The sequence below is a fragment of the uncultured Veillonella sp. genome (assembly GCF_938010505.1).
Taxonomy (GTDB): Bacteria; Bacillota; Negativicutes; order Veillonellales; family Veillonellaceae; genus Veillonella.
On the sequence record NZ_CALLVP010000027.1, the window covers coordinates 1 to 25,227 of the forward strand.

Consider the following 25,227-nt stretch of genomic DNA (forward strand, 5'->3'; position numbering starts at 1 on the left):
CGGTTACGTATTTGTCTTTTGCAGTAACGATGCGGTTGATATCGCCGATATTAGCGCCGTTTGTAATGACATCTCCGCCGCTGGCAACGTTTGTGATTTGTTTGTTGCCCGCATTAATACCACTATTATTGATTACTACGTCACCTACGGTTACGCTATCGAAATTAGGGTTTTTGCTTACAGCTACGGTCAATTTCTTAGCAGCCGTATCGTATTCCACGATTGCATTGTCTTTTGCCGCAAATTCAAGCGTATCGCCAGCTTTGATTGGGCCTTCATTATTGCCGGCCTTTACTTTAAAGCCGGATTTTAGTTTTTCAACATCATCAGCACTAGCGATGTTATTGATTGTAACTGTGCTTGCCGGTGAAGTTGGATTAGCTTTATCCTCTACTTTAAGATCAACCTTGTTATTAGTTACTGTATAAGATCCATCTGCTGCAGCTGAGTTTTTAACTAGACGATAATCAGTCTTAGATGCATTGGCAACGGTAATAGCATCAGATACCTTCTTCAATTGGTCTTCTGTTGCCGCTCTACCATTTACAACTACCGGATTTTGTACATCCCAGTCACGGTTATCTAAACCGGTCACATAGCTCTTATGGTCTGTGGAGTCGACACCCATTCTAGCTGTTCCCGCCGTTACGCTGTTCAAACCGGTCAAATCTTTGGCCAATTTCACATTTAATGAGCCATTTGAGGATACCACACCGATATTGTTATCCGACAAGTTCGCTGCTGCCGCACCGCCTTTAATATCCAATTGATCGCCCAATTGTTTATTGATGACAGTTGCATCATCACCCTTGAAGTTCAAACCTTTCGCAATAGTGGTGTTGATATTTGTGATATTTGTTGTATTGGTATCTTGTTGCGCTTTGGATGCGATATCTGTCAATGTAACTTGTTTCTTATCGCCTTTATCATTAGCTACAGTCAATACCATGTTGCCGTCGCTGTCAGCTTTATATTTACCTTGGCTATTTGGCTCAGGGTTGGCTACCAAACGATAGTCACCTTTTGCCACTTCGGTAAATACATTGCTCAAATCGACATTAACTTTACCTGTATCATTGCGTTCCAATGTCAACGTTTTACCGTCATTGGATACGCTGCCGCTTGTAACAAAGTTATTTTTAAGACCTGTCACATTAGCAGTCAAACCGTTTGTACCGGTTAGATTTGCAGTGCCGTCACCATTAGCCTGGTACGTTGCAGTACCGCCGGTTACGTATTTGTCTTTTGCAGTAACGATGCGGTTGATATCGCCGATATTAGCACCGTTTGTAATGACATCTCCACCGCTGGCAACGTTTGTGATTTGTTTGTTGCCCGCATCAATACCGTCTTTTACGATTTTTGGACCTCCGGTGATAGTCACACCATCGGTATTCATTACGGTATTGCCGGTCGTTACACTAGTCAAGCCTTGTAATTCTTTAGCCAATTTAACATTTAGTGTATTAGATCCATTGGACACTACACCGATATTGTTATCGCTCAATTTAGATACATCAGCCACGCCACCAACAACATTAGTTTGCGCGCCTAATCTTTGAGTAAATTTATTATCATTAGCCCCTGCAGCCTTTACATCACCTGCATAAACTACGCCTTTATTTACTTCCGTATTTACCGCATATAGTTGGCTACCGTTGACAGCATCCGTAGATGTAGCGGAAAGACGACCTGCTGCAACATTGGTAATAGTACGTTCCGCACCTGCCTTACCTACACTTACCGTAGAACCAGGGTTAGCGCCTGCAAAATTATGTACTTCGCCATTAATCGATTCGGATGCTGTACCAACAGCTGCTGCAGTTTCAGATCCGGCACCGATAGCCACGGCATTTTCATTCTCTACTTTTGCTTCATTACCGATAGCTACACCATTCTTTACTGATACATTAGCTTTGTTGCCTATCGCCGTACCATTTAGTCCGGTAACGGATGTCGAAGACCCTATAGCAGTGCCATCCACTGCGTTAACTAACGAAAGTCTACCGAGAGCCGTAGCCCCTATAGCTTGTGCTTTAGCTTGATTGCCGATAGCCGTGGCTTGCCCCTTTGTCGCCGCTGCCCAAGTACCAATCGCTACAGTTTCATTTTCCTGAGCCGTCGAGAACGTACCCATAGCGATAGACCACTGACCTGACGCCTTTGAGCTTCCGCCGATTGCATAAGCATAATTGTTCAATGCTTTTGAATTATTCCCCACCGCAAAGGAGCCTTCTCCCGTAGCTTCAGAGAGACTACCGACAGCAATGGCATGCTTATTTTTCGCCTTGGCGCCGCCACCGATAGCAGCAGCATATTCTCCACTAGACTCGGCCTTTGAACCGATGGCAACCGCATTTTCCTGTGACGCATTGGCGATAGCACCTAAGGCAACCGCATTCTTAGCACTAGCCACCGAGTCCCCGCCGACAGCCATAGCATATTCTGCGTGAGCCTTAGAGGTCGCACCGACAGCAACCGCATTTTCTGCTCTCGCTTCAGACCAAGGACCAATTGCTGCCGCATTTTTAGCTGTAGCATGTGATCCGCCACCTACGGCTGTAGAATACGCTCCTGTAGACTCACTATGTGCTCCTAACGACAAAGCAACCGTGCCAGTCGCCTGAGCATAACCGCCAATCGCCACATTGTGCTGATCGGCACCACTATTGGTTCCATTACCCCAGGCTACACCTGCCCCTGTTCCGGCAGGATTTACCGCTTGGGCAACATTTAGTGGCGGTGCTACGCTCCCCACTAATGCAAGTGCACATAAAAGAGTGCGTACACCTGTGCCGGTGCTTCCGTTGATCTTGCCACGATTGTTAGCGATTTCCGAAACAACCACATAACAGTTTTTCACCCGACTCCAAATAACTTTGTAAATCCGATTCATAACTTCCCTCCTAAATTCCTCCTGTTACACTAAAATTACGCTCTCTATATTGAAGTAAAAGATATATACCCTCTGTAAAAAACACCTTTTTAAAAACAGGCGAGTATTCATCTTAATAATCATTATCACATCATTATAGTAATAATTCAAGAATCGCTAAATCTTGATTATTATGTAATGTATTTACAGTGCCAGGAAACAAAAACAAGACTACTTTGATTTATTATAGTTATAAAGAAAAACGATTTAAAACAAAGCAGACCTTTCTAAATATTATTATAACAAAAAATAAAATATCTGAAAATAGTTATAAAATTATAATCAGAACCACCCGTAAAACGGGTGGTTTGCTCACGGGCTATAAGCCCGTAGTACTAGGCCAGCGTCTAAAGGCGCTGGCTTTCACTACGTTCAAGCCGCATAGCCATTGACTCGTAACCTTCCCCTCAAAGGGGATATGTATTACTTGCTACCCTTAAAAGGGTCCTCATATTCTTTTACACTTAACTTATCCTTCATTTGGTCATGTAACTCTTGCTCACGTATATATTTTTTTACTGTTGCCTCATTTAGACCTACCGTACTAACATAATATCCCTCGGACCAAAAGTGTCTATTTCCAAATTTATACTTTAAGTTTGCGTGTTTATCGAACATCATAAGTGCACTTTTACCCTTTAAATATCCCATAAAAGATGAAACTGCTATTTTAGGTGGGATTAATACTAACATATGCACATGATCTGCCATGAGCTCCCCCTCTATAATCTTGACGCCCTTATATTCACATAAACGCCTCAGTATTTCACGTAAACTATTTCTATATTGATTATATATAACTTTACGTCTATACTTAGGTGTAAATACTATGTGGTATTTGCATAACCATTTTGTGTGCGCAAGACTCTGTGTCTTTGTTGCCATATAAAATCACCTTTCTTTTGCATATAATGCGGCTTGAACACCTACATTATACTTAAGCAAGGTGATTTTTTTGTATAACTTTCCTTGCCGCACCCGCATAGCGGGTGGTTTAATGATTCGCGACTACGTCGCGAACCAGTCTAAAGACAATAAAATTAGAAAAACCACTTGATACATGTATCAAGTGGTTTTTAGTATGATTTACTTACGTATTATAATTTACCAAGACGCTTCATGGCATTATAAATTTTTTCAGCAAGACCTGTCATTTGAGATTTAGGAATACCGCATGCTGCTATACGAATACCATTTGCTAATGCAATCACATAGATATGCTCTTTTTTCAATTCTTCACAGATAGCATTCGCAGAGTCTGTAGGAATTGTAATAAAGAAACCACCGCGGTAAGGTAACATAGGAAGGCCTACTTGTGCCGCTTCTTGTTTAAAGATATCAGCGCGATCACGGATTAATTGATAGTAACAATTACGCTCATCTTCATAAGCTTTAAATTTAACAGAATCCGCCACAATATTTGCCATTGTACGCATTGCAGGACGACAAATATTAGACCATGTAGCACGACTTGTAGATTTGTTAATTTCTAAAAATTCATCAGCAATTTCTTCATCATCAGAAATGCCAATCATAGCACCAACACGTTGACCATACATGGTAAATCCTTTAGATAAGCTATAGCATACACAAGTAAGAATTTCTTTAGGTAAGTGACCAAATTTACTAAAGAATGCACGTACTTCTTCTTTTTCACCAGAGTAATCAAGGTACGCCACATCAACACCAATAATCACATTATTGCGACCAATAGCAACTAACTCTTTCAAGAAGTTAAGAATAGAATCCCAGTCTTTATCTTCAATAGAGTACCCTGTTGGATTATTGCCAGGTGTATTAAATACGATGACTACATTTGTTTGTTTAGCCGCCAATTCATTTACACGATTTTGGAATGCTTCATGGTTAAAGTTATTATGTTCATCAAATAAAGAGTACGTAACTAATGTACGACCAGTATCGCTACAAATGACACGGTATGCACCCCAATACCAATCTGCAGTTAATACTTCATCACCAGGTTCTGTATAGTTATGAATCAAATGATGAATACCACCAGTACCACCAGCGGTAGCAATACTACGGATATGGCCTTCTGGACGAGAATTACCAAAACATTCTTTCTCAGCAGCAGATAAAAACTCTGGAATACCCGCAATTGGTGCATAACCAATGTGTTCAGAATCAGAAAGACTCAAGTATTCCTCTTTAACAGTTTTAAGAAAAACTAATTTACCCTCTTCATCATGAATAGCACCCAAAGTACCATTTACAACGTTCTCACGGCCATTTTCTTTTGCATCTGCTTGAGCTTGACCAGCAGTTACAAAGATCACGTCTTTTAATTTTTTTCCTTTTGCATGCTTTGCTGCAACACTTGTCATAACTTACACCATCCTATCTGTAACAAATATTACATGTTTATCATACCTAAACTTATTTAAATATACAACGTATATTCAGTAAATATATTGTATACATAGCAATTTGTACTAGTTATTCGTAATTTAGTCTTTGACAAAACATATGTAAAGTATATCAAGCATCTCAAATAAAGTAATTTATCAACAATATACAGTAAGACTGTAAATATATAAAAAAAGGACCACTCATAAGAGTGGTCCTAATCATCCTTAGAAGGAGTAGCCTACACCAGCGTGTAAACCTTTTGCAGTTTTATCGTTACTATTTACGCTATATTTATCATAGCCATAGTATACATTTAAGTCGATATCAGGGCGAACTTCATATTGAGCACCTACTTGGTAAGTTTGCTTAATATCATTACCCCAACCAGCTTTAGCAAAGCCGTTTACTTTATTAGTCAAAGGTACATGACCGATAACACCAGCTTGGAAGCCTAGTTCAGTGTCATTTGTACGAATTGCAGTACCAGCACCATAAACGTTTACGTTTGGATGCACTTTGTAAACTAATGCTAATTGATGATCTTTAATATCGCCATTTTTTGCATTTAATTTATCATAAGAGTATTGTAATGCAGTTTTATCGGAAAGGTCGTGTTGTAAAGAAACACCGAAACCATCATTGCTATTGCCGCCACCTTTAGATACATGTTGTTTAAAAGCGTAATCAGCTTGTACCTTAGTGGACCCATCGCTAATTTTTGTTACAGGTGCAGCAGCAAATGCACTACCTGCTACTACTGTAGCTGCTAAAGTCAATAATACTAATTTCTTCATTTTAACCTCCTATACACATACAAATGGTATGTCTTACTAAGTTACTAATTTATAGATATAATTATACAATCTTAAAATTAGCGTTTCATGAATACAGGGATATCAGGGATACCACTGTTAGTACTTGAAGTGGATGATGGACGAGATGTAGTGTTTGTTTTACCAAATTCTGGTACATTTTTCACACTAGAGTTAAAGCCAGTTGCAACAACAGTAATTTGAACTTTATCGCCTAAGCTTTCATCGATAACAGAACCGAAGATGATATTTGCATCAGGATCTGCAGCGTCAGAAATAATTTCAGCTGCTTCGTTGATTTCAAATAAGCTTAAGTTAGCACTACCAGAAATATTGAGCAAGATACCTTTTGCACCATCAATAGATGTTTCCAACAATGGACTGTTGATAGCCATTTTAGCAGCGTCAGCAGCACGGTTTTCACCTTCGCCAACACCAATGCCCATCAAAGCTTCGCCTTGTTCAGTCATGATAGTTTTAACATCAGCAAAATCAAGGTTGATTAAACCAGGAACTTGAATCAAATCGGAAATACCTTTAATACCTTGACGAAGAACATCATCAGCTGTGCGGAATGCATCGCTCAAAGAACATTTTTTATCAACAACTTGTAACAATTTATCATTAGGAATAACGATAATTGTATCAACTTTTTGAGTCAAGAACTCAATGCCTTTTTCTGCTTGTGCACGACGGCGTTTACCTTCAAATGCGAAAGGTTTAGTTACTACGCCTACTGTCAATGCACCAACTTCTTTAGCACATTCTGCAACGATTGGAGCAGCACCTGTACCAGTACCACCACCCATACCAGCAGTTACGAAGACCATGTCAGCACCTTCAAGAGCTTTAATGATATCTTCACGACTTTCTTGAGCAGCTTCTTCACCAACTTGTGGATTAGCACCTGCACCAAGACCTTTAGTTACTTTTTCGCCGATTTGAATCGTTACATCCGCTTTAGATAATTCAAGCACTTGGCTTTCAGTATTAGCGGATAAAAATTGAACACCTTTAAGATCGCTATCTACCATGCGATTAACAGCGTTATTACCGCCGCCACCAACACCGATAACTTTAATATTTGCAAAATCAGACATTGAACTTCCTCCTCTTATCGTTATCTATCGTATCAATATACGTCCCAATGTATCGATTTATATACTGACAATCTTATAACAATTACATTTATTTTACACTAAAATTTAAAAACTTTCCACTATATAGAATGTGATTTATTAGAATCGCTTGGTCATAATAATCTTTCGTATAGCGCCTACATTAATAAATACATGCAATCCAAAGCCAATAAGAGCTACGTAATATAGGTTAATTCCTATGAGGTCACCTACATATACAAGAATAACAGCTAACACAACATTTGAAAAGAACCCAAGCACAAAATTACTAAGATCAAAGGTTCGTTCCAATGCAGCCCGGCTACCACCAAATACAGCATCTAGTGCAGCCAGAACAGCGACCGATGTGTAATTTGCATAACTTATAGGTATATGAAATGGTGAAAGCCACCCTAATGTAGTACCTACAATTAAACCAACAATGGCAAAGATATAAATATTCATTCTTTACCTCCTGTTTCATTAGGCTTTATATGCTCTTCTCTGAAGGTTCCTGTAAAAGCTGGAATAGCTAATTCATTTTCTTCCTTTATGGTTACCTTTATGCCCCAGTGTTTCAAGGAATCTACCACACCACCTCGCATGGTGAGCGCAGAATTTAATGTTTTTGGGTCACCAATCGCTTTAACTGTAAAAGGAGCCCCAAAAACCTTACCATTCACAGTAATAGTCGGACCAGAGCATCGTATTTCAGAAGTCCCTATGAGACGTTGATCATTGATAGCTATCGCCTCAGCCCCACCAGCTCGCAATTCATTAACAATACGTAAAATATCTTCATCATGAATTACATATAAATTAGGATTTTCACCACTTTGAATTGGCTTTAAGCTATCCTCAATTAATACACTAACACCCGTACCTTTAACATTAGTTAAAGCTGCTTTCATCATCAACTGTTCATCTGCTTTAACATTGCTACTAGCACCAGACTGTTTAAGTTCTTCTATTTGTTTTAACAATGCATCACGTTCACTTTGAGCCTCTCGTAATTGTACGGCTAAATCACCAGCCCGTTGTAAACGGATATTTTCTTCTATATTATCTTGAGTCATCTTATATTGAGTAACAACCATGAAACCCAATATACAACTGACTAAGGCTATTGCCCACCGTTCGTGTCTCACGACAATCATCTACCTTTTATCTTCAACATGACCTTGCTTATCTTGTTTTTTATCATCCTTCTTAGTAGATGAATCTTCTGTTGTCTTTGTTCCAGGCTGATGCTTTTTAACTTCCGGTATTACATCAGTTTTTATATATGGCGATGAAACATTAACATCTATATATTGTACATTGCTATGTGTTGTCTTAATATCTTGTAACATAGACTGAGTTAACTCGGCTTTTTTAGGTAAATCTTTACTATCCCCTAATCTAATTTGCACCCCCGATACGGTATACGCCATTATTGCATCAGGATCTCCTATATTGACTTCTGCAATATTCTTAAAGGTGCTCTCATCAAGAGAGTTCAAGTATTCAAGAGCCGCCAAAATGGGCTTATCCACAACGGTATCACCTAACAAAATATTTCCCGCCTTAACGCCTGATATCATCGGTACCGACGTATCTTGTATTGCAGGCTCTGATGCAATCACTTGACCTTTACTGTCAAGTGTTAAATAACCAAACTGAGCTGGTACAACTGCAACAGCCTTGCGTTCTATGACACGTACAACCATTGTAAATGGCAATTGATAACTAATTTGGGCCTCTTCAACCCGTAAGTCTTTCGCCAATCTAGTTTTTAATTTCTCTGTACTAATTTGCAATATATTTACAGGTTCATGAATATCCCCTGCTACCATTACATCTTGTACAGTTACCTTATCCGATCCTACAATTTTTAAGGATCCAAAAGGAATAGGTAGTGTAAACAATCCCACCAACACGAGAGTAACTGCACCACCGATTTTTAGCACTCGTTTTCTAAATACAGCCCGTTCATCTTGAACAGGTGTAGCAGACTGCATCTCCCCAGAGTTGGATGGATGGTATTTCTTATCATCCATAGTTAACTCCTTATGTTCTATTCAGCCCTTAAAATTTCCCTATACTAGCTGTTAATAGAATTTTTTCACATAATGTTGGGAAATCAATTCCCATTTCGTTAGCTGCCTTCGGTACTAAAGACGTTGCCGTCATACCAGGCACCGTATTGTATTCTAGAACATACATTTTATCTGCATGATCTGTCATAATATCAACACGAATAACCCCACTACCTTGTACTTCGCAATACACAAGTTCCCCAATGCGTTGCATTTCAGCAGTCATTTTTTCACTGATAGGCGCAGGCACTAAATATTCTGTAGCACCTACAGTATATTTACTTTTATAATCATATTCCCCAGAATATGGACGAATTTCAATTACTGACAATGCCTTACCATCTAAAACAGCTACAGTAAATTCGCGACCATCAAGAAATTGCTCTACTACAAGAATTGGATCATATGTAAGAGCCTCTGTGACAGCAGCCTCCAATTGTGCCTCATCACGAACGATAGTGACGCCAATACTAGAGCCTTGAGTAGCAGATTTTACAACTACAGGAATTGTAAACTGTTTACGAATATGTCCTATGATAGCTTCTGCAGATTCTAGATTACCATTAAAGGATTCAGAAGCAGCTGTTGGAATATTAGCACCTTTGAAAACATCCTTACTTACTTTTTTATTCATCCCTACTGCATGGGCCATAATACCAGAGCCAGTATACGGGATTTCTGCCATTTCAAGTAACCCTTGTAATGCACCATCCTCACCATAACGGCCATGAATGGCATTAAATACAATTTCGCCACCTAAGGATTCGATATCATGCAAAACAGTTCGTGGATTAAGTTCTAAAGCTTTAGCTTTATACCCTTTGCTCACAAGCGCTTCAGCAATAGCTGTACCTGTACGTCGAGATACTTCAGCCTCTTTGGAAGGACCACCCATCAATACGATTATTTGTTTATCTTTCATTACAAGCCTTCCTCCAATATTGCTAATAATTTTGGCCCATATTGATTGATAGAGCCAGCACCCATAGTGATAACCAGATCATTAGGTCGTACAACCTTAGCCAACATAGCCGGCATATCATCAACGGACGGAACATAATGTACAACCTTATGTGTAGCAGCTTCAACAGCATCAGGAATGGTGCGTCCGTCGATACCCGCAATCGGATCTTCACCGGAGCTATAAATATCTGTCATATAGATTTCATCAGCACTGGTAAAAGCCGTAGCAAATTCATCTTTTAATAAACTGGTACGAGAATATCGATGCGGTTGAAACACACAAATAACGCGATGTTTTTCAAGTTCTTTTGCCGCTTTTAAAGTCGCTTTAATCTCTGTTGGATGATGAGCATAATCATCGACAACCCACACGCCAGCAACATGACCTTTCGTTTCAAAACGTCGTTTTGCACCGATAAATTTAGCCAACCCTTTTGTAATAAAGCGGTTCTCTACACCACAACATTCATGAGCCACAATAAATGCCGCCAAGGAATTTAATACATTATGCTCTCCTGGCACATGCAAGCTGATACGACTCATGTTAATACCCTTATGATATACATCAAACACCAAGGAAGAGTCTACATAATGAATATTTTTAGCTACATAATCGTTACTATCCTTTAAGCCATAAGTAATAAAATTGCGTTTTACGCGACTCATGACATAACAAATATTTTCATTATCTCCACATACGACAGCCTTGCCCGTTTCCGGTAAAGTTTCGACGAACTCACAAAAAGCATTTAACAAGTTGTCCATAGTCTTATAATGATCCATGTGATCATCTTCAATATTAGTAATTACGATAGTGTGAGGACGTAATTTCAAGAAAGAACCATCACTCTCATCCGCTTCTACAACGGAGAAATGACCTTTTCCAAGGCAGCTGCTGCCTTTAAGATAATCCACTTCACCACCGATTATAACAGTAGGATCAGCATTAGCTTCCACCAAAATTTGTCCAATCATAGAGGTTGTAGAAGTTTTACCATGTGCACCTGCTACTGCAATACCATCTGTTACATCTAACACAGCTTTTACAATATCAGAGCGATGTAAAATTGCAATACCTTGTTCTTTAGCGGCAACGATTTCAGGATTATCTTCACGAATCGCTGTAGAACGAACTACGGCATCAACACCATTTACATATTCTTTATTATGACCGATATGAACCGTGGCTCCCATATCTCTAAACTTAGAAATAACTGCAGATTCAGCTACATCTGAGCCGGATACATCATAGCCTTTTTGAATCAAAATATTCGCTATCGCACGCATACCAGATCCACCAATACCGATAAGGTGAATCTTATGAATACCGTCTAACATAAAACCTCTCCTTGTTACTTTGCAATAGATAATGCTAATTTTGCAATATCATGAGCCGCATTTGGTTTTCCCAACTGCAATGCTCTTTCTCCCATTTGTGCCAACAAATCACGGTTGGCCATAAACATCTCGATTTCCCCTATTAAATCGTGAGCACTCAACATTTTATCTACAATCATGTGAGCCGCCCCTTGTTGTACAAAAATACGCGCATTATAGGTTTGATGATCTTCAGCTGCGTATGGATACGGTATCAATACGGATGGAATACCGCGAACTGCTAGTTCCGCAAGACCTATAGCACCAGATCTAAATACTGCTAAATCAGCTGCTGCTAGTGCTTTTGGCATATCATGTAAATACGGCAAAATTAAAGATGAGCTACCTAAGCCATCCCCATCGGTAATGCCCAATTGAGATAAAACAGATTCATATTCTCCGTTTCCCGTAATATGGATTAATTTAATACCTTTCATACCTTGGAAATGCTTATGTACATCTACCATAGCCTTATTAATAGTTCTTGCCCCTCGAGAACCACCTGCTATCAGTACTGTAAAAGTATCATCACTTAAGTTGAAATAATTACGTCCCTCTGTTCTAGAGTCAACTAACACATCAGGACGAACTGGGTTCCCAGTATAGACTACGCGTTTTGCATTAGAAAAAGATGATTCTGCATCTTTATAGCCCATAGCTACCACATCAACAAAACGACTCAAAATTTTATTAGTAATGCCTGCTATGACATTCTGTTCTTGAATTATAGTAGGAATATTATGTAATGCTGCAGCCAAGAGAACAGGACCACATACATAACCTCCCGTACCAATAACCACATCAGGTTTAAACTTACAAACTATAGCATTAGCTTTTACAATGCCTAAAGCAGTTTTACCTAATGTGACTAATGTACCTAACGATAATTGACGTTGCAAGCCTTGCACAGGAATCGTAGTAAACTCTATCCCTTCTTTAGGAACTAATGTAGCCTCAAGACCTTGCTTGGTGCCAACATATAACACCTTTGCATCAGGATTTTGTTTCATGATTTCCTTATATATAGTTATTGCTGGATATATATGTCCACCAGTGCCACCACCTGAAATAATAATACGTTTCATTAATGGTGTCCTCCCTCTTGCAACATATGAACACAACGTTTAAAGTCATCCCCACGTTCTTCAAAACAGCTGTACCAGTCAAAACTTGAACAAGCTGGAGATAACAATACAATATCGCCAGTCTCCGCCAATTTATAACCTTGCTCTACTGCTTCTTTCATGGATGAAGCGCGATAAATAGGCTCCACACCAGCCTTTTTTGCCGCCTCTTCAAAGCGATCTGCCGCTTCTCCCATGAAAATAACAGCTTTAGTATGCTCTTTAACTAGCTGCATAAAATCTTCTAAAGGTGTCATTTTATCATGACCACCAGCTAATAAAATAACGAATTGTTCAAAGGATTCTAATGCTTTAACTACAGAATCTACATTAGTAGCTTTAGAGTCATTATAAAATGCAATCCCATCAATGGTCTTAACTCGCTCTAATCGATGTTCAACTCCATGGAACTCGCTAATAATGTGATGAATTTTCTCTGTAGTTACGCCTAAAGCATGAGACAAAGCAATAACGGTCAATATATTTTCAATATTATGACTGCCTGGAATATGAATATCTTCATCTCCAATAACAGATTTTACTACACCATCTTTCGCAACATAGCATTGCCCATCAGCATAATAAGCACCATTCTCTACGGTTTGCTTTTGACTAATTTGTAAAATATGGCTAGGCACACGGTGCTCCATATCGGCTACAATGGGATCGTCAATATTAAGTACTAAAAAATCTGTACTCAATTGATTTTCAAAGATGCGTTCCTTAGCAGCAATATAGTTTTCCATCGTCTTATGACGAGCCAAATGATCGGGCGTAATATTGAGCATAATAGCCCCAATAGGTCTAAAATGCTTGATTGTTTCTAATTGATAACTAGATAATTCGGCTACTAAAAAACCATCTGCAGGCATAGAGTATGCCACTTCACTAAGGGAATCACCAATATTCCCACCGACGCGAACTGGTTTTCCAGAGCCTTCTAGAACCTTAGTTAATAAAGTTGTTGTAGTAGTCTTACCATTTGTACCAGTAACAGCTACGATAGGTGATTTAGATACTTCATAAGCTAATTCTACTTCACTGACCACGTCAATTCCACGAGTCTGAGCTACTTTCACAATCGGAATATCCAAAGAAATGCCTGGAGAAATGACGATACGATCCACGCCATCTAGCAAGGATTCGTCTTGACGCCCTGTAATAATATTTACCCCTGCTGCAACGAGTCGTGTCTCCTCAGCTATAGGCAGTGTCACGGGCTTATAATCATTTAACACAACATGCGCACCCACTTGAGCTAATACCCAAGACGCACCTATACCGCTAGCTCCAGCGCCAAGAACAAGTATATGTTTATCTCCGTATTCCATCTATATCACCTAAATTATCTACAAAACTATGTATTCCTATCTAATAAGCATACCATTATTTGTGGCTTCCGTTAAGTATTATCTTATAAAGTTATAGTGGCTAATACAACACCAATAATAGCTAATACAGCTCCACCAAACCAGAAACGGTTAACAACGGTTTGTTCTGCCCATCCAGAAAGTTCAAAATGGTGATGAATAGGGCTCATTTTAAATACGCGCACGCCCCGTGTTTTGAAAGAAATAACTTGAATAATAACAGATAATGCTTCCATAACAAAAATGCCACCAATTACAACTAGTAACAATTCTGTTTTAGTTAAAATAGCCATTGCTGCAAAAGCACCGCCTAATGCCAAAGAGCCTGTATCCCCCATGAATACTTTTGCAGGATTCACATTGTATACCAAGAAACCAAGGCATACGGCCGCTACAATAGCACCGAAGTAAGCAACACTTTCAGCACCGATAGAATTCGTCATAGATGCAGCCATAAGGCCAATAACAGAGAAAGCTATCGCCGCTACTGCGGAAGTCCCGCTAGCAAGGCCATCAAGACCATCTGTTAAGTTAACTGCATTTGTTGCGCCTACAATAATCAAGAATGCCAATACATAATAACCCCATCCCAATTGTAATTGTATATCTACAACAGGAATCCATAATGTGGTGGGAACAACCATAATTTCAGTAATACAATAACAGAATATAGCTGCCAAAACAAATTGCCCTAATAATTTTTGCTTCGCCGTCAAACCAAGATTACGTTTTTTAACGGCTTTTACAAAGTCATCAAAAAAGCCTAACAAAGAATGACCTAGTGTTAGGAATAATAACATGCCAGTTCCCACATTCCACGGTGCAAATAATGCTACACCAATGACAAGGGCTACCATCATAAAAGCACCGCCCATTGTTGGCGTACCAGCTTTTGCTTGATGACTTTCAGGACCTTCCTCACGAATACTTTGTTGTGCGTGCAAAGAACGCAACATAGGAATACCTATTTTACCTAGTACCACCGTAATGATAAAGGTCGCTACGAAGGCTAATAAAATGTGATTTATCATATGAATCCTCTACTTATCAATAAATAGATGACGGCTAGATACAACTAGCCGTTACCTTTTATTCTCGATCCTTTAATTCTTCAACAACGCGCTCCATTCGTAAACCGCGAGATCCTTTTACAAGAATAACATCCCCTTTTTCACGAATATCACTGTATGCGTTTGCCATTTCTAAATGACTCTTACAACGGAATGCAGTTAAACCTGCTTTTTTCGCTTCCTTTGCAATAAAGGCAGCAGCATCACCAAAGGTAAATACAACACTATATCCCTCTTCAGCAAGCAATTGACCGATTTCGCGATGTGCTTCTTCAGAGAAGTCGCCGAGCTCGAGCATATCGCCGAGCATTGCAATTTTACGCTTACCTTCCAATTGACCAAGCGCTTTAATCGCTTCAGCCATGGATGAAGGATTTGCATTATAAGCGTCATTTAAGATAACAATATCTTCAAACGGAACGATTTCTTGACGCATTGGAGTTCCAGTAAACTCACTCAAACCTTTACGAATTGTATTTGATTTTATGCCTAACACACGGCCTGCGACGATAGCCGCCAATGCATCATACACATTGTGTTCACCAATCATAGGTAAGAAGATATCAAAAACTTCGTCATAACACTTACAGGTAAACTTAATACCATCTTTTTTATAGCGCAAATGACTACCAATACAGGTAGCATTACGTTCAATACCATACGTAATAGTTTTACCTTTAGCTAAGCTATCCATTGCTTTTACATATGGATCGTCCTCATTAAGGATAGCCACACTATTTTCAGGCAAGCAACGAATCAACTCACCTTTTGCTTCAGCAATGGCTTCGCGAGAACCTAAAAGCTCGATGTGACTAGTACCAACATTGGTAATAATCCCCATCGTTGGTTCTGCAATCAACGCCAGTTCTTCAATTTGGCCGAGGCCACGCATACCCATTTCAACAACACAGGCTTCATGCTCAGCGGTCAAACGTAACAAGGTTTTTGGTAAGCCAATTTCATTGTTATAGTTTTTCTCAGTTTTTAATACATTAAATTCTGTACCAAGTACGGCTGCCACCATTTCTTTTGTTGTAGTCTTACCAGATGAACCAGTAATAGCAACTACAGGAATATCAAAACGGCGCCGATGATAACGTGCCAAATTTTGATATGCTACCAAAGTATTGTCTACCTCGATACAAGCAATGCCTTTTACAGCACGTCCTTTTTCAACGATAGCTCCTGTAGCACCTTTTTCAATAGCCGTATTAATAAAATCATGACCATCAAAGGTGTCACCTTTTAATGCTACAAATAAAAATCCTGATTCAATGGTTCTCGTATCAGTAGATATGTCTAAAAACTTAATATTGTCGGTATGTGCACTTGTCCCCTGTGTGGCCTCCACTACTTGAGACAATGTAAATTCTGCCATATTAGATCTCCTTGAGGGCTGCTCGCGCCTCTTCACGATCATCGAAATGAATCGTTTTATCCTTTAAGATTTGGTAATCCTCATGCCCCTTACCTGCAATCAGTACAATATCCCCAGGTTTTGCATTTTGTATTGCATGTTGAATCGCTTCCCGACGATCAACGATAACTTCATAATAAGAGCCTTCACGAAGCCCTTCTTTAACGCCTGCTTCCACATCTTTAACAATTTGTACAGGATCTTCTGTACGCGGATTATCAGATGTAACGTACACAACATCACCATATTGTGCCGCAATACGCCCCATAATAGGACGTTTGGTTGCATCTCGGTCCCCGCCACAGCCAAAGACTACGATAATACGATTCTCTTGAATCGCCTTTGCTGTTTGTAAAATATTTTCTAAACCATCCGGTGTATGTGCATAGTCTACAACAACAGCAAATGGTTGACCTTCTTCTATCAACTCAAAGCGCCCAGGTACAGCGCTAAATGTTTTTAATGCTTTATCGATATCTTCCATGGAAATACCTTCCAAAAAGCACGCCCCAATAGCCGCTAATGTATTATACACATTAAACAAGCCAGTCGTATTCATTGCAACTGTATAGTCATGACCATCATAAGATACCGTGTAACGGCTAGACTTTGGCGTCATATCAACGTCATGAGCATTCAATGTGCCGCTACTATCAATACTATAGGTAATGATAGGGGCTGTAGTTTTTTCAACAACCCGATGTCCATAGGCATCATCGATGTTAATGACAGCACCCTTACCAGATTTTACTTGGTTTGGTTTGCTTACCTGTTCAAATAGTTTACATTTAGCTGCCAAGTAATTTTCAAATGTTTTGTGAAAGTCTAAATGATCTTGTGTAAGATTTGTAAACACTGCCGTATCGTACTCAACACCAGATACGCGTCCCAAAGCCAATGCATGGGAAGATACTTCCATTACACAATGTGTAACACCCTCTTCCACCATTTGATGCAAAATATGTTGTAAATCTACTACGTCAGGGGTCGTATTATGAATCGGATATGATGTATCGCCAATCATGATATGAACCGTACCAATCACACCGACCTTATGACCTTGAGCTTTCAAAATATGACGAATCATATGAGTTGTAGTCGTTTTACCATTAGTACCAGTAACACCAATCATGCGCATGGAATTGGCTGGATAATCAAAAAAGTATGGCACACAAGACATCATAGCCGCACGTGTATCTTCAACAGTGATAACACAAACATCACCACTTACCTCCACCGGTTTAGATACTAGTACAGCTACTGCACCAGCCTCAATAGCTTTATTTACATAGTTATGACCATCTACAGTGGCACCATCTAAAGCAATAAATAAACTACCTGCTTTTACAGCACGAGAATCAGCAGTAACATCTAAAATTTCAACAGCTGTATTACCTTCTACATGCGGTGCATGTAAGGTTTTTACTATATCTTGTAAGTGTTTCATATACAATCTCCTTTACACGCAAAGGAAAGCAGCCCAATACGAGCTGCTTCGCCTGCTAGTCTATAATTTGCTGTTTCTCTTGTACATTACGTTCAGTAACAGCACTTTTTGTGCTATAAACAAAAGAATCAGGCAAAACCATTCCTAGTTGTTCTTCTGCGATTTGTTGGATACGTACAGGAGACTTCAAAGAAGCCACTTCAACGTCCAATGCATCGTTATCTTTTGTTAATTGTACTACAGCTTGCTGTGTTTTAACTACTTCATAGCCCAACTTTGTACTATATGCATTCATAACCATCATGATAAGCAAGCATGCAACTAATGCAGCAATACCATATACAACTTGCCACATCATAGGGCTTAAATCTAAAGCTACGTTTGCACTACGTCTTCTCCCTTGTGCAATGACCAACATATCACCTTTTACTTGGCCCACAACAGCCTTTCTCGCTAACATAACACTTAACCCCTTCCAATTCTACAACTTTACTGCTACGCGCAATTTAGCGCTTCTAGCCCTCGGATTAACTTCAATCTCCCCTATACTTGGCTCTATAGCCTTATTTTTTGCCTTTACAACTGCCTTGTGATTACAAACACACATAGGCAATTGTGGAGGACATATACATGCGATACTTAACTCTTTAAAAGTTTGCTTTGTAATTCGATCTTCCAAGGAGTGAAATGTAATAACTCCAATCTTTCCCTTTGGTTTTAACATCGATACAGCATCTACAAAACTATCATGCAAAATTGCTAATTCTCTATTTACTTCAATACGTATAGCTTGAAACGTCCGTTTTGCCGGATGAGGTCCATCTTGTCGCGCCTTTGCAGGTATTGCATTCTTAATAATTCTAACTAACTCACCAGTAGTAGTAATTCTTTTTTCTTGGCGTGCTTCAACAATAAACTCAACAATCCGTTTAGCCCATCGTTCTTCCCCATAGTCGCGGATAATTTGCAGTAATTGTTCACTGTCATATTCATTAATAATTTCCTCTGCCGTGAGAGGTGCATCTTTATCCATACGCATATCAAGAGGTCCATCATTCATATATGAAAAACCTCGTTCAGGGGTATCTAGTTGATAGCTTGATACGCCAAGATCAAATATAAAACCATCTACTTCATAAATGCCCGCATTTCGGAGGGCTTCTTTTAAGTTAGAAAAGTTTGTAGGTATTGTTAACACCTGACATTTCAAATCAGATAAACGCTGTCGAGCTACACTCAAAGCATCTTCATCTTGATCTAAACCTATAATCATGCCTTCTGGGTCTAGCATCTCGCCCACTGCGTGAGCATGTCCTGCCCCACCAAGGGTACAGTCCACATAAATGCCTTTTGGATTAGTTACGACGGAGTCCACCGTTTCACGTAAGAGTACGCTAGTATGATTAAATTCCATCATAGCCTCCTATAACATAATCCCTTCAAGCCCTTCAACTAATTCTTCCATGCTTTCAGCCACTTGCTCATCATAGAAATCGTATTTTTCACGACTCCAAATTTCAACGTGGTCCCCAGCACCTACAATAACAGCCTGTTTATCAAGGCTTGCATATTCACGTAGTGGTACAGGTATGAGGACACGACCTTGTTTATCATATTCAAGTTCAGCAGCACTACCAAAAACAAAACGTTTTAAGGCACGCACGCTAGCTTTAGTGGAGGATTGTGATTGTAAAGCAGTAGAAATTTTTTTCCACGCCTCTTCGGTGTAAATAGCCAAGCAGTTATCTAAGCCTTTTGTAACGATGCACAAATCGCCTAGTTGTTCACGTATTTTCGCAGGTATAATCATCCGCCCTTTTGTATCAATAGTGTGATTATATTCGCCCATGAACATACGTATCACCGCCTTTCACTATTTCTTATCCACCACTATATGGTAAATTCTACCACAATTCCCCACCTTTCACAACAAAAAATCCATTTTTATCCCACTTTTTTATATTTTTCTTGTTTAATCTCTATTTTTCTCCGCTTTTCTACAATACATATGTTCGATTAAATATTTAAAACTAATCAATTTAAACCACTCTCCACCACAATGGTGAAATACCACTCCTTAGATGGACATAATCCCCACTTTAGATGTATTATGATTAGCAACTCATAAAAGTTAAAGATATTTAGGACTATATTCAAAAAAGCACAAAAAAACCTCATCAATGTACAACATATACATTGATGAGGTTTTCCTCTATTTATATAGTTTTGATTATAGTATTAGAATTTAGATTCGATAGCCGCTTGAAGATCGCCTTTAGGTAAGAAACCAATTTTACGGTCTACTACTTCACCATCTTTTAAGATAACGAATGTAGGCAATACTTCAACTTGTAAATTACGTGCTAATTCTGGTTCTTCATCAGCGTTTACTTTTACAAAGTTAGCTTTACCTTCAAGCTCACCTGCAATTTCTTCAATGATTGGCATCATACGTACGCAATAACCGCACCATGGAGCCCAGAAGTCAACAACAGTAACACCACCTTGGTTTACTAAATCTTGATATTCAGCAGTTTTTAAGTCTTTTAATTCGCTCATTGTACCCTCCTACGGTAATTGAACTAATACACAATCTTGAATGACATGCAGGTCTAAAGCATGTGCTTTTTCAACAACAGATGGTTTATCCGCCCCCGGTTGCAACCACACAATAGAAATGCCAAGTTCTTTGCATTCATCAAGTGCAGCTAATCCCGCTGCTTCTGGCACAACAAAATCTACCACAGCAGGCACAACGGGAAGTGCAGAAAGGCTAGAGTAACAGGTGTCTCCATCTATTTCTGCAATATTAGGATTAACTGGATATACTTCATATCCGTGATCTTTAAGACATTTATAAATCTTATAACCGAACTTTTCGGTTTTATGGGTAGCTCCAATAACGGCCCATACTTTTTGATCTAAAGCTTGTTGAATTGTCATTTCGACCACCTCTTATATACTATTATAAATAAATATCGAATATTGTCAATATATTGTATCGAATTATATAATTAAAGAATTATTCTCTTTTAGCAATCATCCTATAACATAAAGCAATACCATTTTTTGCTCTATGCTTTGATTTCTATCTCAATCGTTTTCTGACTAAGACTAGGTAAATTTAAGTCAATCTCAATTAATTCAGATAAACTGATTTCTCTACGACTTAAGGTATGAGCTTCAACTAAGCCGCCAGCAATAGCTAGTTCACCTAAAATTCTATTAGGAGACCATTGATTTTCACGTAATTCACGAATAGTAATACTCTTTTGTCGTTTAGACAATCTATGACCTTCGGAATCAATTAAAAGCGGCGCATGACCATAAGACGGTATTTTTATATCTTTAGAGTACAAACACCGTTGTAATGTTTGATATAAATATATTTGCTGCCCTGTAGTATCTAGTAAATCATCTCCACGAATGACCTCCGTAATCCCCATAGCAATATCATCCAGTACAACAGCCAAATTATATGCATACATACCGTCACCTCGGCGTAACACATAATCATCTAATTCACCTTCTAAATGAATATGTTGAAAGCCTTGCCAACGATCTACAAAATCTATATCACAGGACTTAACTGCTAAGCGCAAAGAGGGCTCCTTAGACGTCATAAGTTCTTTTATCAATTCATCCTCTATATGACGACAATGACCATCATATCGATGTACTACCTCTCCTACATGGGGCGCCGAAGCAATAGCCTGAAGCCTTGTACGATTACAAAAGCAAGGATAAATTAGTTTTTCTAATGCAAGATGTTCTAATACGTCTCCATAATATGTTTGTCGTTCACTTTGCCAATACGTTGATTCTGGTCCTCCCACACGAGGCCCTTCATCCCATTCAAAGCCTAACCACTCTAAATCATCTAATAGCGCTTCCCCTAACTCACGTTTAGAGCGTTGGATGTCTATATCCTCCATTCGCACAACATATTTCCCTTTTTGTTGCCTCGTAGAAACATATGATAAAAGGGCTATCCACACATTGCCAAGATGAATATATCCTGTGGGGCTTGGAGCAAATCGACCTTTCATGACGCCCTCCTATAGTGGAAAACAAGTGGCATATCCCGTAAAGTTACACAGAATATGCCACTATAAGCTGATATAAAACGATTAACCTAGAGAAATGATGTTATCGAATACCTTACCAGCATCTTTAATTTTTTGTTCGTTTCCCATTGTACAAATATGATTGTCCTTCAATACAGGTTCAACCACATCTGCTAGAGCAACGATATCCTCTGGCTTACAAGCGATAACTTGTTTACGAAACTCTACCTTATCCTCTAGTTTAGCACCACTAAAATACATTCCCATCGCACGTGGACCACGCAATGCAGGAGTCATTGGTAAATCTAAAGAGCTCATAGTACCGATAATATATTTTCGCATTTCACGATCAGTCAACGTGAACTCACGAAGGTATTGAGGTAACTCTTTATATACATTTAATGTTTCTACCAAGTTTGGATCGCGATAGCTACAGAAAATCATATTACCATCGTCATAGAAATTTGCAAAGGCACCGTAAGCACCACCTTGTACACGAATGCGAATCCAAAGATATTCATAACGTAAAATCGTTTCCAATACACTCATTGGTCCCACGTGTTTATACCCATAGTCTATAAAGTTACCACCTTGAGCTACATATTGAACCTTACCAGCTGTAACGATACCATCATTACCAGACAAACGTGTAATTTTTAATGTATCATTACTTAACTCAGTAGTATCCCAAGTTTCAATCAATGGTTTCATGAGATTTTCAAAGGCTTCTAATTCGCCTTCTTCACCAACGAACATGATATCCACATTGTTAGCACGGAAAATCTTACGAGCTACATCAGCTAATTTTTCTGGCAATAATGGTAATGCCGCAGGATTAGAAGCCAATTCGCTAATCTTTTGATAATAGCCAAAGTTGCCATTATCTCTAAATTTACCAACTGCAGATACTTGAGCCATAACACGTTGACTTACGATGGAATTACCACGGCGGAATGCTTCATTATCCCAAATAGCTTTACACTCTTGAACAAGTTCAGTCAAACGGTTATCATCACTATAGTCTACTTTCTGTACTACTTCATTAATCAAGCGGCATAAGTCAGGCAATTTAGAATGCAATGCTTTAGCACGAACAATCATGAGAGGCGTAAATTCATCACGCTTACCATCTTTACTAATAGCCGTAATATCTGAGCTTAAGCCGCCAAGGTTCATATTGATATCTTTAGCCAAAGCTTCGTAGCCACGTTCAGATGTGTCAATGCGACCGAGAATATCACTTAAAATGTCGGCATAGAATAACTCATCTTCTGTAAGACAGCTTAAGTCAAAGTAGAACCCTACATAATTGATACCTTTTGTGAAAGTAGGTACAAAGTGTACTGTAGTATTGCCAATTTTACTTTCACGACGTTCTACTGCTTCAATATTAGGATTTAAATCAGATAATTCAAGCAATGGAATCGACGCTAACGCTTCATCACTATCTGGAGCTTCTTGACGAAGTTTAAGTCGTTTTGTTTGCTCTACAATTGCATCGATTTCTTCTGGAGACATCTTAGCTTTTACAGCGGCTAAATGTTCTTTAACCTCTGCATCCTTACGCTCTTGAAGACCACGCTCAGGATAGATAGAAACAAGCACTTTATGATTGTTATTTAAAATAGATTGACGAATCAAATCTTCAAAATACGTACCTGATAAGCCCTTACGAATATTCACTAATGCTTCTTCGTAATGTAATAGCTCGAGTGGATCATTGTCATATAGCCAGTTATCCATCATGCGAATAACATAAGCTAAACCGATTGGGCGACCACCAAAATCGCTTTCACGAAGAGCAAACTCAATGCTATTCAAGGAGGCTTCTAATAATTCTTTGTCTAAACCGTTATCACAAAGTTCTTGCAATGTAGACTCAACAATGCGTTGCAAGTCAGCTTGTTCATCGAGATTGGAACCAGTTGCTTGCACGGTCCACATTGGTTGACGAATACTATCAAGATAATAACCACTTACATCAGAGCCGATACCTGCTTTCACCAAAGCCTGTTTAAGAGGAGCCGCAGGAGATGTCAACAAAGCATGTGTTAAAACCTCAAAAGCCAAGCTATGCTCAGGTGTTACATCAGGCAAAACATAGGCAAAAGAATGTAAAGTACGGTTATCTGTAGGTTCTTCAGAACCTACGCTGTATGGATAGCTCACCACTTTACCTGCCGTAAATGGAACTTGTAAGCCAACCTCAGTATCGACTTCAATAGCATCGAAATGACTTAAGTACTCATCATTCAAGAATGCTAATTGCTCTTCAATATTCATATCACCATAAAGGAAAATATAGCTATTGGACGGATGATAATGAACGCGATAGAACTCTTGGAACTCTTCATAAGTTAAATCTGTAATATGATCAGGATCCCCACCAGAATCAACACCGTAAGTGGTATCTGGGAAAAGCTCACGCATCATTTGACGTTCTAAAACGGAATCCGGAGAGGAATAAACCCCCTTCATCTCATTAAATACAACACCTTTATAGGTAAGTTCATCTTCCGCATTATCTAGTTCATAATGCCAGCCTTCTTGCATCACGATTTCTGCATCATCGCGAACGCGTGGATACAATACAGCATCAAGATATACGTCCATCAAATTGTGGAAGTCTTTATCGTTTTTGCTGGCTACTGGATACATCGTTTTATCAGGATATGTCATAGCGTTTAAGAACGTGTTTAAAGACCCCTTAACAAGCTCAACAAATGGCTCTTTTAAAGGAAACTTACGAGAACCACATAAAACGGAATGTTCCATAATATGTGCTACACCAGTACTATTATGTGGCGTGGTTCTAAAAGCAATATTGAATACTTTATTAGAATCTGGTGAATCAATATAAATTAATCGTGCACCAGACTTTTCGTGTTTCATTTCATAAGCGGTACCATTGATTTCATCAATGCGCTCAATGCGGTCAAGGCGAAAGCCAGAATAAACCTTATTTATTTCCATGCTGTCCCTTCTTTCTATATAAATATAATTATTTCTCTCTGAATAATTTATTATATCATATCGATGACTCTATATATAGATGTTAAGAATAATTATCGAATTACAA

General features: G+C 38.9%; 22 protein-coding genes. All 22 read right to left on the reverse strand.

From position 1 onward, the window contains the following. The coding region (locus Q0507_RS01385) for an ESPR-type extended signal peptide-containing protein (RefSeq protein ID WP_298711284.1) at positions 1-2,896 on the reverse strand (2,896 nt) is incomplete at its 3' end. A gap of 462 nt (positions 2,897-3,358) precedes the next feature. Next, entirely contained in the window at positions 3,359-3,820 is a 462-nt protein-coding gene (tnpA, locus tag Q0507_RS01390; protein ID WP_004693034.1) for an IS200/IS605 family transposase, read from the reverse strand. 212 nt (positions 3,821-4,032) lie between these two features. Continuing rightward, positions 4,033-5,280 (reverse strand): aminotransferase class I/II-fold pyridoxal phosphate-dependent enzyme, encoded by a 1,248-nt coding sequence (locus Q0507_RS01395; protein WP_298711289.1) that lies wholly within the window; start codon positions 5,278-5,280, stop codon positions 4,033-4,035. A gap of 249 nt (positions 5,281-5,529) precedes the next feature. Next, positions 5,530-6,099, reverse strand: coding sequence for an outer membrane beta-barrel protein (locus tag Q0507_RS01400; protein ID WP_298711292.1), 570 nt, complete (start codon positions 6,097-6,099; stop codon positions 5,530-5,532). A 77-nt stretch (positions 6,100-6,176) separates the two neighbouring features. Beyond that, positions 6,177-7,217: a cell division protein FtsZ gene (ftsZ, locus tag Q0507_RS01405; protein WP_298711295.1), complete on the reverse strand. Its 1,041-nt coding sequence runs from the start codon at positions 7,215-7,217 to the stop codon at positions 6,177-6,179. Positions 7,218-7,355: 138 nt separating this feature from the next. Next, positions 7,356-7,700, reverse strand: a complete 345-nt coding sequence (locus Q0507_RS01410) for a small basic family protein (protein WP_004696202.1) — start codon at positions 7,698-7,700, stop codon at positions 7,356-7,358. Then, complete coding sequence (locus Q0507_RS01415) at positions 7,697-8,392, reverse strand: DUF881 domain-containing protein (protein ID WP_024061907.1); 696 nt, start codon at positions 8,390-8,392, stop codon at positions 7,697-7,699. Before Q0507_RS01415 ends, Q0507_RS01410 begins: the two co-directional genes overlap by 4 nt. After that, positions 8,393-9,274, reverse strand: a complete 882-nt coding sequence (locus Q0507_RS01420) for a cell division protein FtsQ/DivIB (RefSeq protein WP_298711299.1) — start codon at positions 9,272-9,274, stop codon at positions 8,393-8,395. It abuts the gene before it with no gap. A 28-nt stretch (positions 9,275-9,302) separates the two neighbouring features. Beyond that, a complete protein-coding gene (locus Q0507_RS01425; RefSeq protein WP_298711302.1) occupies positions 9,303-10,235 on the reverse strand; it encodes a D-alanine--D-alanine ligase in 933 nt (310 codons plus the stop codon). Continuing rightward, positions 10,235-11,614 carry a UDP-N-acetylmuramate--L-alanine ligase gene (murC, locus tag Q0507_RS01430; RefSeq protein ID WP_298711305.1) on the reverse strand — a complete coding sequence of 460 codons (1,380 nt, stop codon included), beginning with the start codon at positions 11,612-11,614 and terminating at the stop codon, positions 10,235-10,237. Before murC ends, Q0507_RS01425 begins: the two co-directional genes overlap by 1 nt. A 14-nt stretch (positions 11,615-11,628) precedes the next feature. Continuing rightward, positions 11,629-12,738, reverse strand: coding sequence for an undecaprenyldiphospho-muramoylpentapeptide beta-N-acetylglucosaminyltransferase (gene murG / locus Q0507_RS01435; RefSeq protein WP_298711308.1), 1,110 nt, complete (start codon positions 12,736-12,738; stop codon positions 11,629-11,631). After that, positions 12,738-14,108, reverse strand: coding sequence for a UDP-N-acetylmuramoyl-L-alanine--D-glutamate ligase (gene murD, locus Q0507_RS01440; RefSeq protein WP_298711311.1), 1,371 nt, complete (start codon positions 14,106-14,108; stop codon positions 12,738-12,740). Before murD ends, murG begins: the two co-directional genes overlap by 1 nt. A gap of 83 nt (positions 14,109-14,191) precedes the next feature. Continuing rightward, entirely contained in the window at positions 14,192-15,178 is a 987-nt protein-coding gene (mraY, locus tag Q0507_RS01445) for a phospho-N-acetylmuramoyl-pentapeptide-transferase (protein WP_298711314.1), read from the reverse strand. 58 nt (positions 15,179-15,236) lie between these two features. Then, complete coding sequence (gene murF / locus Q0507_RS01450) at positions 15,237-16,595, reverse strand: UDP-N-acetylmuramoyl-tripeptide--D-alanyl-D-alanine ligase (protein ID WP_298711317.1); 1,359 nt, start codon at positions 16,593-16,595, stop codon at positions 15,237-15,239. 1 nt (position 16,596) lies between these two features. After that, a complete protein-coding gene (locus Q0507_RS01455) occupies positions 16,597-18,081 on the reverse strand; it encodes a UDP-N-acetylmuramoyl-L-alanyl-D-glutamate--2,6-diaminopimelate ligase (protein ID WP_298711320.1) in 1,485 nt (494 codons plus the stop codon). Between the two features lie 55 nt (positions 18,082-18,136). Continuing rightward, positions 18,137-18,541 carry a cell division protein FtsL gene (gene ftsL, locus Q0507_RS01460; RefSeq protein ID WP_004697156.1) on the reverse strand — a complete coding sequence of 135 codons (405 nt, stop codon included), beginning with the start codon at positions 18,539-18,541 and terminating at the stop codon, positions 18,137-18,139. Between the two features lie 21 nt (positions 18,542-18,562). Then, positions 18,563-19,495 carry a 16S rRNA (cytosine(1402)-N(4))-methyltransferase RsmH gene (gene rsmH, locus Q0507_RS01465; RefSeq protein ID WP_298711348.1) on the reverse strand — a complete coding sequence of 311 codons (933 nt, stop codon included), beginning with the start codon at positions 19,493-19,495 and terminating at the stop codon, positions 18,563-18,565. 9 nt (positions 19,496-19,504) lie between these two features. Next, on the reverse strand, positions 19,505-19,936 hold the full coding sequence (gene mraZ, locus Q0507_RS01470; protein WP_004696227.1) for a division/cell wall cluster transcriptional repressor MraZ: 432 nt from the start codon (positions 19,934-19,936) through the stop codon (positions 19,505-19,507). 383 nt (positions 19,937-20,319) lie between these two features. Beyond that, the gene (gene trxA / locus Q0507_RS01475; protein ID WP_004696229.1) at positions 20,320-20,640 is read right to left on the reverse strand and encodes a thioredoxin; all 321 of its coding nucleotides are present in this window, start codon (positions 20,638-20,640) and stop codon (positions 20,320-20,322) included. Positions 20,641-20,649: 9 nt separating this feature from the next. Continuing rightward, the gene (locus Q0507_RS01480) at positions 20,650-21,024 is read right to left on the reverse strand and encodes a CoA-binding protein (protein ID WP_101928366.1); all 375 of its coding nucleotides are present in this window, start codon (positions 21,022-21,024) and stop codon (positions 20,650-20,652) included. A gap of 131 nt (positions 21,025-21,155) precedes the next feature. Continuing rightward, complete coding sequence (gene gluQRS / locus Q0507_RS01485; RefSeq protein ID WP_298711325.1) at positions 21,156-22,130, reverse strand: tRNA glutamyl-Q(34) synthetase GluQRS; 975 nt, start codon at positions 22,128-22,130, stop codon at positions 21,156-21,158. Positions 22,131-22,211: 81 nt separating this feature from the next. Further along, positions 22,212-25,121: an insulinase family protein gene (locus Q0507_RS01490; RefSeq protein WP_298711327.1), complete on the reverse strand. Its 2,910-nt coding sequence runs from the start codon at positions 25,119-25,121 to the stop codon at positions 22,212-22,214. Between the last annotated feature and the right edge of the window lie 106 nt (positions 25,122-25,227).

What these genes read in the sequence shown, in the direction of transcription:
- murF (WP_298711317.1), bottom strand. Translation starts at nt 16,595, where the DNA reads ATGGCAGAATTTACATTGTCTCAAGTAGTGGAGGCCACACAGGGGACA.
- tnpA (WP_004693034.1), bottom strand. Translation starts at nt 3,820, where the DNA reads ATGGCAACAAAGACACAGAGTCTTGCGCACACAAAATGGTTATGCAAA.
- mraZ (WP_004696227.1), bottom strand. Translation starts at nt 19,936, where the DNA reads ATGTTCATGGGCGAATATAATCACACTATTGATACAAAAGGGCGGATG.
- Q0507_RS01420 (WP_298711299.1), bottom strand. Translation starts at nt 9,274, where the DNA reads ATGGATGATAAGAAATACCATCCATCCAACTCTGGGGAGATGCAGTCT.
- Q0507_RS01410 (WP_004696202.1), bottom strand. Translation starts at nt 7,700, where the DNA reads ATGAATATTTATATCTTTGCCATTGTTGGTTTAATTGTAGGTACTACA.
- Q0507_RS01425 (WP_298711302.1), bottom strand. Translation starts at nt 10,235, where the DNA reads ATGAAAGATAAACAAATAATCGTATTGATGGGTGGTCCTTCCAAAGAG.
- Q0507_RS01400 (WP_298711292.1), bottom strand. Translation starts at nt 6,099, where the DNA reads ATGAAGAAATTAGTATTATTGACTTTAGCAGCTACAGTAGTAGCAGGT.
- Q0507_RS01415 (WP_024061907.1), bottom strand. Translation starts at nt 8,392, where the DNA reads ATGATTGTCGTGAGACACGAACGGTGGGCAATAGCCTTAGTCAGTTGT.
- murG (WP_298711308.1), bottom strand. Translation starts at nt 12,738, where the DNA reads ATGAAACGTATTATTATTTCAGGTGGTGGCACTGGTGGACATATATAT.
- ftsZ (WP_298711295.1), bottom strand. Translation starts at nt 7,217, where the DNA reads ATGTCTGATTTTGCAAATATTAAAGTTATCGGTGTTGGTGGCGGCGGT.
- murD (WP_298711311.1), bottom strand. Translation starts at nt 14,108, where the DNA reads ATGGAATACGGAGATAAACATATACTTGTTCTTGGCGCTGGAGCTAGC.
- Q0507_RS01480 (WP_101928366.1), bottom strand. Translation starts at nt 21,024, where the DNA reads ATGACAATTCAACAAGCTTTAGATCAAAAAGTATGGGCCGTTATTGGA.
- ftsL (WP_004697156.1), bottom strand. Translation starts at nt 18,541, where the DNA reads ATGTTAGCGAGAAAGGCTGTTGTGGGCCAAGTAAAAGGTGATATGTTG.
- mraY (WP_298711314.1), bottom strand. Translation starts at nt 15,178, where the DNA reads ATGATAAATCACATTTTATTAGCCTTCGTAGCGACCTTTATCATTACG.
- Q0507_RS01395 (WP_298711289.1), bottom strand. Translation starts at nt 5,280, where the DNA reads ATGACAAGTGTTGCAGCAAAGCATGCAAAAGGAAAAAAATTAAAAGAC.
- murC (WP_298711305.1), bottom strand. Translation starts at nt 11,614, where the DNA reads ATGTTAGACGGTATTCATAAGATTCACCTTATCGGTATTGGTGGATCT.
- rsmH (WP_298711348.1), bottom strand. Translation starts at nt 19,495, where the DNA reads ATGGAATTTAATCATACTAGCGTACTCTTACGTGAAACGGTGGACTCC.
- Q0507_RS01455 (WP_298711320.1), bottom strand. Translation starts at nt 18,081, where the DNA reads ATGAAACACTTACAAGATATAGTAAAAACCTTACATGCACCGCATGTA.
- trxA (WP_004696229.1), bottom strand. Translation starts at nt 20,640, where the DNA reads ATGAGCGAATTAAAAGACTTAAAAACTGCTGAATATCAAGATTTAGTA.
- Q0507_RS01490 (WP_298711327.1), bottom strand. Translation starts at nt 25,121, where the DNA reads ATGGAAATAAATAAGGTTTATTCTGGCTTTCGCCTTGACCGCATTGAG.
- gluQRS (WP_298711325.1), bottom strand. Translation starts at nt 22,130, where the DNA reads ATGAAAGGTCGATTTGCTCCAAGCCCCACAGGATATATTCATCTTGGC.